Source organism: Levilactobacillus namurensis, from assembly GCF_032197885.1.
In the GTDB taxonomy this organism is placed as follows: Bacteria; Bacillota; Bacilli; order Lactobacillales; family Lactobacillaceae; genus Levilactobacillus; species Levilactobacillus namurensis_A.
Window position 1 is genome coordinate 1,012,982 of the sequence record NZ_CP134159.1, and the last position, 12,186, is coordinate 1,025,167.

Below are 12,186 nucleotides of genomic sequence, written 5' to 3' on the forward strand. Positions count from 1 at the left end.
ATCCTTGGATAAGGAGGTCCTTAACGAGTTCGGGATTCATTAGTAAATGTAATATTACAACGGCCGATTTTACGGGAATCACGGGGACAAGCCCTAAGAAATATGCTATAGTTAATGAGAATGTTCAGAAGGGATGGAGTCGATGAAACTCATCGGGATGCAAGGAATTTTAACGATTATTAGTCATTTGTTCTTTATTGCGCTAGCTTTTTGGGCCATTTCAGCCCTGCATATTGAGCGATTGATGACCTTTTATCCGCGGCAGTCACGCGTGCTGATCGTCATGTTAGCGGTCGCAATTGGCTTTGGTTGCAGCTCATTCTTTTTGGACTTCATTAACAATGTTCGTAATCTAGGCTACCTGGTACGGTAGACGTATAAAATATTTTTGGAGGTATCCCATGGAAAAAATCGTTGTTCATGGTGGGAACCGTTTAACGGGTGAGGTCCAAATCGAAGGCGCCAAGAATGCCGTTTTACCAATCTTAGCGGCATCAATTCTGGCGAATGAAGGGATCACGCATTTAACAAATGTTCCGGTTCTATCTGACGTTTATACAATGAACAAAGTCCTGCGGTTCTTGAACCTGCGGGTTGACTTTGATGAGGCCAATCGTGCGATTACGATTGATGCGACCAAGCAGCTTTCGAGTGAGGCACCGTTTGAATACGTGTCGAAGATGCGTGCATCGATCGTGGTGATGGGTCCCTTACTGGCGCGATTAGGGCATGCTCGGGTCGCTTTACCAGGGGGTTGTGCCATCGGAACGCGACCAATCGACCTCCATCTGAAGGGCTTAGAAGCCTTGGGTGCGCGAATCGAACAACACGATGGGTTCGTTGAAGCGTTTGCCGACCACCTGACTGGTGCGCACATCTACTTGGACTTTCCTAGTGTTGGGGCGACCCAGAACATCATGATGGCGGCCTGCCTGGCGCAGGGGACCACGGTGATCGATAATGTCGCCCGGGAACCGGAAATCGTGGATTTGGCTAACGTCTTGAATAAGATGGGCGCGCATGTTCGCGGTGCGGGGACGGAAACGTTGCGTATCGATGGGGTCGCTGCGATGCACGGAACGGACCACAGTGTGGTTCAGGACCGCATCGAGGCGGGGACCTTCATGGTGGCTGCTGCGTTGACTCGTGGAAACGTGTTGATCAAGGATGGAATTGTTGAACATAACAAGCCTTTGATTTCCAAATTACAAGAAATGGGCGCACAGGTCATGGACGAGCCAGCGGGAGTCCGGGTTATCGGACCAGATGAACTCGCCCCAACGGACGTTAAAACTTTACCGTATCCCGGTTTCCCTACGGATATGCAGCCGCAGATGACGATTTTACAGCTGGCTGCTAAGGGGACCAGCACCATGACCGAGACCGTCTTTGAGAACCGGTTCATGCATTTGGAAGAATTGCGGCGGATGAATGCCCAGTTCCAGATCAATGGCCAGACGGTGGTTATGCACGGGCCAACCGACTTTAACGGAGCCGAGGTTGCAGCAACGGATCTACGGGCTGCCGCGGCGCTAGTTTTGGCTGGGCTGGTCGCAGACGGCTATACGCAAGTAACCAATTTAAAGTACTTAGACCGAGGGTACTACGACTTCCATAAGAAACTCGCAGCACTAGGGGCAGAGATCAAGCGAATCTCGGTTCCGGATAATGACGCCGTGGTGTTGAAGAATGCCCGGGTCGATAACGAAGTCTAACGTTGAAACCTAAAGGGGTGGCATCACGCCACCTTTTTATTTGGTCTAGCAAACCATTTAGAGTTTATGCGGATTGTGGTATAATGAAACGTTGAAAATTGGCATCTAAAATCAGGAGGATTCAAAAGTATGGCGAAAGACATTGGGATTGATTTGGGGACTGCGAATGTTTTAATTTACGTAGTCGGTAAGGGTATCGTATTGAACGAACCATCAGTGGTTGCGATTGATACGAAGACCGATAAAGTGTTAGCGGTGGGTTCCGAAGCATACCGGATGGTTGGTCGGACTCCCGGCAACATTCGCGCGATTCGGCCCCTTAAGGACGGCGTTATTTCCGACTTTGATATTACCGAAGCCATGCTCTCCTACTTTATCAACAAATTAAGTGTGAAGGGCTTCTTATCCAAGCCAAACATCATGATTTGTGCGCCAACGAATATTACGGAAATCGAACGGAAGGCCATTATTCAAGCGGCCGAAAAGTCCGGTGGAGCGAAGGTTTATCTGGAAGAAGAACCTAAAGTTGCGGCCTTGGGTGCGGGGATGGACATCTTCAAGCCTAGTGGTAACATGGTGATCGACATGGGTGGGGGAACCAGTGACATTGCCATCCTGTCCTTGGGTGACATTGTTGCGAGCCAGTCCATTCGCGTGGCCGGTGACCGGATGAACAGTGAAATCGTCAACTACCTCAAACACAAGCACAATCTTATCGTGGGGGAACGGACGGCCGAAACCATTAAGATTAAGATCGGAACGGCCTATCCAGAACCCGATAACGAGAAGAAGACCATGGCTGTTCGGGGCCGGGATTCCGTTTCGGGGATGCCGACGGAAGAGACCATTACGGCGGCGGAAGTTGAAGAAGCCATCCATGATTCCGTGGAGCAGATCGTTTCAGCGGCCATGGCGGTCTTGGAGACCACGCCACCGGAATTGGCAGCGGACATTATCGACCGGGGAATCATGTTGACCGGTGGTGGGGCGTTGTTAGATGGTATCGATAAGCTCTTCTCCGAACGGTTGACGGTTCCCGTCATCATTTCCGAGGATCCTTTGGACAACGTGGCTAAGGGAGCCGGCGTCTTGCTGGAACACATGAACACGAAAGTCGCTAAGCAAAACAACTAGGTGAACTAAGGGGGTGACCGTGTGCGGCGATTCTTAATGATGCTGGTCCGGGGATATCAGCGGTGGATCTCACCGCTCTTTCCGCCGACCTGTCGCTATTATCCGACCTGTTCAACGTATATGTTGCAGGCACTGGCGAAGCATGGGGCCTTAAAAGGTGGCCTGATGGGGTTAGCGCGTATTTTACGGTGCCACCCCTTTGTTCACGGTGGGGTCGATCCCGTTCCGGATCACTTCACCTTGCGGCGCAACGTGGTGGCTGAAAAGGCCTATCGACAAGCAATGCAACTGGATGACAAGCAATCCACAACTAAATGAAGGAGCGTTGGCATGAGTAAACGAGAAAAATCTGTCCAAGTGACGGTGGACGAACAAAAACAATCTGACGGCACCACGGTGTCTGCTCTTAAAATCGGGGATGACACGATTGGAACGGTCAAGCCAGTAGAAGATCGGTTTGAAGCCCAATTGACGGACGGGGATGTCTACCGCGTCAAGACCATTGACGAAGGCGTCGAATTACTGTTGCGGGATTACCATCTGCACCAGGGTTAATAATTTTTGGTAAAATTGGCCGGAGCGGAACAGACCTGTTCCCTTCGGCCTTTATAATAGACCTATTGAGTACTCGGTAGAGTTTACCGACTCAGCTAAACAATTTTTAGGATTAAGGAGCAAGCGATTGTGGCAAAGAATGTGACCAGACAACCAGATGAGACCGACTCGCGAATTGACTGGGGAATCATCTTCTGTGTCTTAATGTTGGCCTTGATTGGCCTCGCGTCGATCTACGTTGCGGCGACGCATGATTCTAGTGCAACGAGTATTACATCCGCCGTGGTTTCCCAACTGGTATGGTACATCATTGGGACGATTGCGATTGTGATCATTATGCAATTTGACTCGGAACAGCTGTGGAAGGTGGCCCCGTTGCTCTACGGGATTGGGCTGTTTCTCCTGTTCTCGGTCTGGGTCTTCTATAGCAAGGCCTACTATGCCAGTACGGGGGCCAAGAGTTGGTTTGCGATTGGACCGTTGACCTTCCAACCCTCCGAAGTTATGAAGCCGGCGTTTATCCTGATGCTGGCGCGAGTTGTGGCGGATCATAATAATAATTTTCCGTTTCACACGGTCAACTCGGATTTCCGGTTGATCGGGAAGATCATTTTGTGGACGTTACCGGTCGCGGTCGCTTTGAAGATGCAAAACGACTTTGGGACCATGTTGGTGTTCTTCGCGATTGCGGGGGGCGTCATCTTAGTTTCGGGGATTACTTGGAAGATTTTGGCACCAGCGATGATTGCCTTAGGTGTCGGCGGTAGTGGGGTACTCGCCCTGGTGACGACGACCATGGGCCGAAAGATTTTGGAAAAAGTCGGTTTTCAGGCCTACCAATTCGCCCGGGTCGACACGTGGCTCCATCCGTCCGCTGATACGTCCAACCAGGGGTATCAACTCTGGCAGAGTATGAAAGCCGTCGGTTCCGGTGGCATCTTCGGAACGGGCTTTAACGTTTCTCACGTCTACGTACCGGTACGTGAATCCGATATGATTTTCTCGGTCATTGGGGAGAACTTTGGCTTCATTGGTGGCTGTGTACTGATTTTCCTTTACTTCTTATTGATTTACCAAATGATTCGGGTCACGTTCGATACCAAGAACGTCTTCTACGCGTACATTTCAACCGGGGTCATTATGATGATTCTCTTCCACGTTTTTGAAAACATTGGGATGAGTATCGGACTTTTACCACTGACGGGGATTCCGTTGCCCTTCGTGAGTCAAGGGGGGTCGGCCCTGATTGGAAATCTGATTGGGATTGGACTAATCATGTCAATGCGGTATCATTATAAGAGTTACATGTTTAGTCGTAACGAGTCATTCAAATAAAGGAGATTATGAAATCATGAGTGAAATGGTTAAGTATTTCTGGACGAAGGCTACAAACGATGGTACGCGGATTGGGTTGACCACCGAGGGCCAAGACGAATTAGGAACGGTTAAGTTCGCTAAGTTGCCAGCCGTTGGGGACCAAGTGAAGAAGGGCGAGAACCTTTTGAGCGTGGAAGCCGACAAGGCGGTCTCTGATATTCCAAGTCCTGTTACGGGTAAAGTAACGGCTGTTAACCCAGCCTTGGCTGATAGCTTTGACGCGTTAAACGGCAGTGACACTGACGCTGCTTGGTTTGTTGACGTTCAAGAAGACTAAGTCATTGAAAAACCGGTTATTCTCTACGGAGATTAGCCGGTTTTTTAGTGGTTTCAGGGGTTGTCGGGTATAATAGAGGTATCGTGATAGAAATGGAGTGGGCGATATGACGGAAAAAAACGTGTTTCACATTAACGGGTACCTAGGCTTATTGCTAGTTCTGGTGCTACTAGCGGGGGGTGGCTTACTGGTATTCCAAGGAATGGGCATGGCGATTTTAGGAACCCTCTTAATTATCGTGGGATTATTGGGTGCCAGCAGCTTGACCATCGTTGGGCCCAATCAATCGAAGGTCTTAACGTTCTTTGGACGTTACGTCGGAACGATTCGAGAAGCTGGCCTGTACTTGACGATTCCGCTGACCAATAAGGCGACGGTTTCGCTGCGGGTTCGTAACTTTAACAGTGCCATCTTAAAGGTCAACGACTTACAAGGAAATCCGGTAGAAATCGCCGCCGTGATCGTCTTCAAGGTGGTGGATACCAGTAAGGCCCTGTTCGCCGTCGAAGACTATGAACAGTTCGTAGAGATTCAAAGCGAATCGGCCATTCGGCACGTCGCATCCGAATACGCTTACGATAATTTTGGTGACCACCAAGCGTTGACGCTGCGGAGCAACCCCACGGAAGTGTCCAATCATTTAACGGAAGAACTCCAGGAGCGGTTGGATGTCGCGGGAGTCGAAGTGGTCGAGACCCGGCTGACGCACTTGGCTTATGCGACTGAAATTGCCTCGGCAATGTTGCAGCGTCAGCAGTCACAAGCAATCCTGTCGGCCCGTAAAATCATCGTGGAAGGGGCCGTCTCGATTACTGAAGGTGCCATTAGCCGGTTATCGGCGGAGACCAATTTGGAACTCACCGATAATCAGAAATTGCAATTGATTAATAACATGATGGTCTCAATCATTAATGAACGGGGTTCCCAACCCGTAATCAATACGGGAAAAGTTGACGATTAAAGATCACGAGGTTTGGTCTGGAGGATTTTGATGGACGAACAGATAAGGACGTTACAAGCAAATTTACGGGCGCTCAATGATCAGCTGCGTCACGGGGAGGTCTACCAATCGTTGGGGGATCGCCTGGGGCAACTGATGGATGGTCTACAGCGACACCGCCGTACCGCCATTGACTTTCCGGATGATCAAGATGGTATTGAGGAGCTCTTAGACCAGATTCATCAACGGTTAGCGGCTGACCAACCGGCAACGGTCTCACTGGCGGAACTAAGCCAGCTGTTGGACCATCTGCGCTCGGTCGACCCGCGGGTCCGCTATACGGGCGTTCATTTTACGCTGTATGATGCGCTGGAAGCCGATACGTTTACCTCGGAGCAACTCCAGTGGTTGACTGAGCAGCTATTAGCCGATCACCGGCTATTTGCGCACATCTTAGAACCCGCTAACCAAGCCGTTTTTGGTCGGTCAACGACCACGTCCTTTTTAGCCACGGTGCTGCACTACGGTCAGGGCCATCCCCAACTATTCCAGATCGATTATGATCGGGTGGTGATTCAGATTGCGACGTACCTGTGTTTGGAGACCGATACGCGCGGGTTCATCAACGGTCAGGGATGGGCCCACGCTTTCACGTCGGTGACGGCTTTAGTGACGGCTTTGAACGATAATACGGTGATTCCGCGGGCTGATAAGCTCTTCTTGATGACGACGTTTATTGAACGCTTTAAACGGTTAGCGACACCGTTGATTTATGGGGAGACCACCCGGATGAGCAATTATCTCGTGTCATTGACTAACCGGCATCCACTGTACACGGACGCGTGTGTGGCGGCCTTGAAGCAGTGGCGGCGACAGGTTGCTTTACAGCGGCGGTCGACAGAAACGGCGGCGGGTTGGAACCGCTACTATAATCGGCAGCGTTTACTGGACGCCCTGCAGCTCCACCGGGACTTAGCTCCCCAGATTCGAACGTATTTATCCGCAGCCATTGATTTTTTGGCGTAGTTTGTAGGCAGATTTTATCAGAAATGGTATACTGAAGGCTAACCGAAAACTATACGATAGGATGAGTGACATCATGGAAAAAAATAAGTTACACGTAGGTTTACTATTCGGTGGCAATTCCTCGGAACACGATGTTTCTAAGCGTTCCGCACACAACATTTACGATGCGATGGATAAGACCCATTACGATGTGAGTCTGTTCCTATTGACCCGCGAGGGGTTCGTATTAAGTGACGCGGCTTCCCGCCGAGTCTTCAATGGTGAAGATGAGGGGACGGTAGCGGCAGAGGAACAAGCGAAGGTAGATGCTTCTAATCCATTGGCACCCATTTGGAACCTATCCCAAGCGAAGGATATTGATGTTTTCTTCCCGATTATTCACGGTAATTTGGGTGAAGACGGTACGATCCAGGGGCTTTTCCGCTTATTGAAAAAGCCTTATGTGGGGAGTGGCGTCTTGGCATCAGCGACGGCCTTCGATAAGGATCGGACAAAGCAGGTCTTGACGGCGAACGGTATCCGGAACACCAAGTACGTGGTGGTGACGCCGGCTAACCGGGACCACTACGATTACGCCACGGTCCAAGCTAAGCTGGGGACGGACGTCTTCATTAAGCCAGCTAACCAAGGTTCCTCCATTGGGATTCATATGGCGACCAACCAACAGGAGTACATCGATGGCATGGCGGATGCCTTCCGGTACGACTACAAGGTCTTGGTTGAAGAAACGATTGCCGGCCCAGAAGAAGTGGAAATTTCCATCCTGGGGAACGAACAGCCCCAAGCTTCCAAGCTGGGAGCGATTCGGGTTCCTAAGCAGGACGTCTTCTACGACTATAACAATAAGTTCGTTGACGCCAGCGGGGTGACGTTCGAGGTGCCCGTCAAGTTGGATGACCAGCTCACGCAAGAGATCACGGACATGGGACTCAAGACCTATGCCGCGTTAGGCTTAACGGGGATGGCGCGAATCGATTACTTAGTTTCTAAGGACGGCGTGCCATACGTGGGTGAGGTGAACACCTTGCCAGGCTTTACTAACATTAGTCTGTACCCACAACTATGGGAAGCCTCAGGTATCAGTTATGCGGACCTGATTGACCGGTTGATCGACTTGGCGATTGCCGAATTTAACCGGCAGGATCAATTAGCTTATGACTTCATTCCGTTGAGTGATAATTCCGCTGCTTCAACTTATCAACCCAAGCAAAAGTAAGTGATCAACGAAAGCCGGTGGGATTTTCCCAGCGGCTTTTTTCATGGAGGCGAGTAGCGAATGAGGATGGGATTCACAGAATTGAAACGCGCGTGGCTCTGGGGGTGGCGAACCCCTCGTGTTTTAGGAGGCTGGCTACTTCTTGTGGGCACGTTAGGTAGTTTACGGTGGTTGGGCCGTTTTCCAGGATGGCAGCCCCTCACAGTCGTTTTAAGCCTATTCACGCTAATCTGGGCTGGTCGGCAGTGGTGGTGTCTTCTACAAGCCTGGTGTCCGGAGTTGAGCATTGCGTGGCGGCCTAGTCGACACTGGATGGCTTGGACGGGGCTGATCGTTGGTGGTGGCATTCTAGCGTTGCCGTGGGGACTCTGGGGACTAAGTAGCCGTTTTTGGGTCCGGTTACCCATGGACGCCCAAGTGGTGAACTGGGTCACGTTGAACCGGCGACCGTTTCTGGTGGTCATGGCGTTGGTTTATCTGGGCATCTTAGGGTGGGGACTGCTCTGGGGACCGCGGCACTTACGGATAACGCCCCGCAATCGACGGGGGACGCCCTTACAAATGTTAGCTGCCGTGGGTGTTCAGGTCGGCCTGTTAGTAGTGTGGCTCTTGATGAGCGGGGGTATCGTCTGGGCCAATTATTGGCTGGACCAGCGGGCAACGTTGTTAACGATTCGTTGGGTGACGGCTGGCTCCTTATTGCTCATTTTGCTGGGTTTCACCGTCGCCAGTCTTTTGGGCAGCACTACCCTAGCTTGGAGTTGGGTGGGTCAGCCGCAGTTAGCCGCACCGGCTAAAGGGGATGGCCACCATTACCGGTGGACGTTAGGCTTTTGGCTGGTCTGGCTGGTCGTTAGCGGTGCCGTCGTGACGCAGACTTTAGCCAGCCCGCGGTTGGGAACCACGACCCTGATCAGTCACCGGGGCGTCGATCATCATCGTGGGGTACAGAACACGCTAGGGGCGTTACGGGCTGTACATGCCGAACACCCACGATACGTGGAAATGGATCTGCATGAGACCCAGGACCATCAGTGGGTGGTGCTGCATGACGAATCGTTACAAGCGCTGGCTGGACGGGACGTCCGGCCGGCCCAGCGGCCGTTGCGCGCCTTAGTGGGCTTACGCCTCCATGAACACGGTCAGACGGGCCGACTGGTCAGTTGGCAACGGTACTTGAAGGTGGCGGAGGACCTCCACCAGCCGCTATTAGTGGAACTGAAGACCACGCCGCAGGATTCACCGGGGATGGCAGTGCGGTTTGCCCGCCAGTACGGGAAGCGCCTACACCGCGATGGTTCAGCAGTACACTCGTTGGACTATCGGGTGGTTGCAACTTTGCGTCAGCGGTGCCCGCAGTTGCGGACGGGGTACATTACGCCCTTCAACTGGGTCGATCCGCGCTCCGTTCCCGCGGATTTCTACTCGTTTCAACGATTATCGGTGAGTGATCAGTTCATTTTGGCGGCCCACCAGCAGCACGCGACGGCTTATCTATGGACGCCGGACCATCCGGTTGCCATGACCAGTCTGTGGGCGTTGGGAGCGGATGGTCAGATTACGAATGAGTTGGCTGAATTACGCAGGGTTGTGCGGCAGCGGCCCCAACAGGCCTATTGGGCGATCTTGTGGAACTTTACCCTCAGTTACATATAGCTTAGTGGATAAGTAGCTAAATGGGTTAAGGACGAACAATTGTAAAGGTTATGTAAAAATAGTTTCGTAACGGTGACTTTACTAACAGCTCAATGAAAAAATGGTATAGACAGATTAGAGTTCCCTAATCTAGCAGTTTATTACTTGTGTTTCCCGTTAAATCACTTATTATTATATTTAAAGATAAAATAACGAACCAGCTTGGGGAGAGCTATTCGAGAAAAAGGGGGATGATGGGTGGTCACCAATCGCCAGCCTGGTTCTCAATCGTTCGGATTTTATCAATGAGTGATAGAAAAGCAGAGGCTTATCGACAAGGGAGAAATTAGATGCGCTTATTAGGGGATAAGGTAAAGCAATATCGTAAGCAGAAAAATTTGTCGCAGCAGGAGTTGGCCAGTGGGATTTGTACGCAAGCGACGGTTAGTTTGATGGAGAAGCGAAACAAGGTGCCTAGTATTAAAATCATTCTCCAGATCTGTCGGCGGTTGAACGTGTCATTGGATGATATTTTAGCGGGGGTGGGGAGTAGTCTGGATGAACAATTTGACCGAATCTCCTTAGCCGTCCGCGCCGATGACTACGACCACGCCAGTCATTTGATTGACCAACTGGATATGAGCAGTGTTCAAAACGCCTTTGACCGGGAACGCTACCATTATTACCGGGGATTTGTAGAATTGCGGGCCCATCATCGTACGGGAGAAGCTATTTTTCACTTTAACTTATTATTACACCGTTCTTACCGGATGCCCTGGGACCTCTACGCCATCGTCGGGAACGTGGGGATGGCGGCGGCCTACTTGGACCGGAACGAATACGAGAAGGCTCATTATTATTTGCGGGAAGCGATGACTTACCTCGAGAACTATGAGTGGCATGAAAAGGAAGAATTTTGTCGATTGATTTGGGCCCGTTACCAGATTGCGCAACTCTACTTAAAGCTGGAACAACCGCAATTGGTCAATGAGAACGCCGAGGCGGCACTTCGGATGGTCAAGCAACAGGCCTCCCTGTACCTGATTGATGTTTTGTATGAATTAAAGGGTGAGGCGGAGACGGCCTTGTTGGCAACGCCGGCGGCTAGACGGAACTTTACGATTGCTAAAACCTTGGCGCTGGTGACCCACAATGTGGCGTTACAACAGCGTTTGGCCCATAAACAGGCCTTAGTTGAATAAATTGAGACAGTTTTTTAAGGAGTCGTTGATCCGTTACGGGGTCAGCGGCTTATTTTAGTGGCGTCAAAAAAAGCCACACCGCCGAAGCAGTGTGGCTTAATGGAATAATAGCTGGTTAATTTTCAGGACGGGTCGCCTTAGCGGGCTTGTTTTGTAGGTCAGTCCGTACCACGATCACGTCGCAAACAGCCGTCCGAGTGACGTATTCGGTCACGGATCCGATTAAGAGCCGTTCAACCGCGTTCAACCCGGTAGCTCCAATCATGATCAAGTCGGTATCGTTATCCCGTGGGACGTCCCGAGCGATGATGGTCTTAGGTGCTCCGTATTCGATGGCGTAATCGATCTTATCTAAGCCATCGGCCTTGGCATCGGCAACGTACTTATCGAGGGTCTTCTTAGCCGTCTCGGTCACTTGTTCCACCATACTGGTGTCGAAGCTCGAGATGTTCTGAAAAGCGCGGGTATCGACAACGTGAACGAGATGTAAATCAGCATCGTTACGTTTAGCGACCGCTACGGCTTTCTTGAAGGCTAACTCAGCTTCGTAGGAACCGTCAACGGGAACTAAAATGTGCTTGTATTGTTGTAACATAATTATTCACCTCTCATTACTTGATACTTTCATGATACGTTATTTACGCTGAAATAAAAAGTAAAATGGCAGAAATTAGGTGAAAATTTGGAACCGGTTACCCCTTAGGGAACCAATGCACTAGGATTAACTGGATACTGATAATGGCGATGACGCCAACCAGTAAAATGATGGAAATGAAGATGGTGTTGTTTAGGATGGTCGCGACGGCTGAAATGAGGCCAATCACCATGAGCACGATTCCGCCGCTGCTAAGAACGTGGCTGAGGGCGGGGGTGTTTTCCGGATGAAAAACTAAGAATGGTCGGTGGCGGTGACTATAGAAGTACCACCCGATGCCGAATGAGAGTAGGGTGTAAAGAATCATAAGAATGGTGATAACCATGGGTCTGAGTTCCTCCTTAAAGATAGTGACGCTTAAGTATGCGGTTTTTCGGGTTCTAAGTCAAACGTGAGGTCTGAGCACGCTAAGTATGGCCAAAAGAAATATCCTGAGATTAGTTCTGTAAAACCC

At 50.7% G+C, this 12,186-nt stretch carries 14 protein-coding genes; 12 read left to right on the plus strand and 2 right to left on the minus strand.

Annotated elements, in window-relative coordinates:
* Positions 1-142 precede the first annotated feature (142 nt).
* The 12 genes from RIN67_RS04760 (at position 143) to RIN67_RS04815 (ending at position 11,077) form a co-directional block, all read left to right on the plus strand.
* Positions 143-373: a DUF1146 family protein gene (locus RIN67_RS04760; protein ID WP_024746928.1), complete on the plus strand. Its 231-nt coding sequence runs from the start codon at positions 143-145 to the stop codon at positions 371-373.
* 28 nt (positions 374-401) lie between these two features.
* The gene (gene murA / locus RIN67_RS04765; protein ID WP_264999169.1) at positions 402-1,715 is read left to right on the plus strand and encodes a UDP-N-acetylglucosamine 1-carboxyvinyltransferase; all 1,314 of its coding nucleotides are present in this window, start codon (positions 402-404) and stop codon (positions 1,713-1,715) included.
* A gap of 129 nt (positions 1,716-1,844) precedes the next feature.
* Positions 1,845-2,849, plus strand: a complete 1,005-nt coding sequence (mreB, locus tag RIN67_RS04770; RefSeq protein WP_024746930.1) for a rod shape-determining protein — start codon at positions 1,845-1,847, stop codon at positions 2,847-2,849.
* A gap of 36 nt (positions 2,850-2,885) precedes the next feature.
* Positions 2,886-3,167, plus strand: coding sequence for a membrane protein insertion efficiency factor YidD (gene yidD, locus RIN67_RS04775; RefSeq protein ID WP_390892243.1), 282 nt, complete (start codon positions 2,886-2,888; stop codon positions 3,165-3,167).
* Between the two features lie 12 nt (positions 3,168-3,179).
* Positions 3,180-3,404 carry a DUF2969 domain-containing protein gene (locus RIN67_RS04780; protein ID WP_024746932.1) on the plus strand — a complete coding sequence of 75 codons (225 nt, stop codon included), beginning with the start codon at positions 3,180-3,182 and terminating at the stop codon, positions 3,402-3,404.
* A gap of 129 nt (positions 3,405-3,533) precedes the next feature.
* Positions 3,534-4,739: an FtsW/RodA/SpoVE family cell cycle protein gene (locus RIN67_RS04785; RefSeq protein ID WP_264999170.1), complete on the plus strand. Its 1,206-nt coding sequence runs from the start codon at positions 3,534-3,536 to the stop codon at positions 4,737-4,739.
* Positions 4,740-4,755: 16 nt separating this feature from the next.
* The gene (locus tag RIN67_RS04790) at positions 4,756-5,058 is read left to right on the plus strand and encodes a glycine cleavage system H family protein (protein WP_024746934.1); all 303 of its coding nucleotides are present in this window, start codon (positions 4,756-4,758) and stop codon (positions 5,056-5,058) included.
* A 106-nt stretch (positions 5,059-5,164) separates the two neighbouring features.
* Positions 5,165-6,019 carry an SPFH domain-containing protein gene (locus RIN67_RS04795; protein WP_056943882.1) on the plus strand — a complete coding sequence of 285 codons (855 nt, stop codon included), beginning with the start codon at positions 5,165-5,167 and terminating at the stop codon, positions 6,017-6,019.
* A gap of 30 nt (positions 6,020-6,049) precedes the next feature.
* A complete protein-coding gene (locus RIN67_RS04800) occupies positions 6,050-7,024 on the plus strand; it encodes a DUF2785 domain-containing protein (protein WP_264999171.1) in 975 nt (324 codons plus the stop codon).
* Between the two features lie 73 nt (positions 7,025-7,097).
* Positions 7,098-8,240, plus strand: a complete 1,143-nt coding sequence (locus tag RIN67_RS04805) for a D-alanine--D-alanine ligase family protein (RefSeq protein ID WP_107738506.1) — start codon at positions 7,098-7,100, stop codon at positions 8,238-8,240.
* A gap of 279 nt (positions 8,241-8,519) precedes the next feature.
* On the plus strand, positions 8,520-9,896 hold the full coding sequence (locus tag RIN67_RS04810; protein WP_264999172.1) for a glycerophosphodiester phosphodiesterase: 1,377 nt from the start codon (positions 8,520-8,522) through the stop codon (positions 9,894-9,896).
* Between the two features lie 329 nt (positions 9,897-10,225).
* Entirely contained in the window at positions 10,226-11,077 is an 852-nt protein-coding gene (locus RIN67_RS04815) for a helix-turn-helix domain-containing protein (protein WP_264999173.1), read from the plus strand.
* 115 nt (positions 11,078-11,192) lie between these two features.
* Here RIN67_RS04815 and RIN67_RS04820 read toward each other — a convergent pair whose 3' ends face one another.
* The gene (locus RIN67_RS04820; protein WP_024746940.1) at positions 11,193-11,672 is read right to left on the minus strand and encodes a universal stress protein; all 480 of its coding nucleotides are present in this window, start codon (positions 11,670-11,672) and stop codon (positions 11,193-11,195) included.
* Positions 11,673-11,769: 97 nt separating this feature from the next.
* Positions 11,770-12,057 carry a hypothetical protein gene (locus RIN67_RS04825; RefSeq protein WP_264999174.1) on the minus strand — a complete coding sequence of 96 codons (288 nt, stop codon included), beginning with the start codon at positions 12,055-12,057 and terminating at the stop codon, positions 11,770-11,772.
* Between the last annotated feature and the right edge of the window lie 129 nt (positions 12,058-12,186).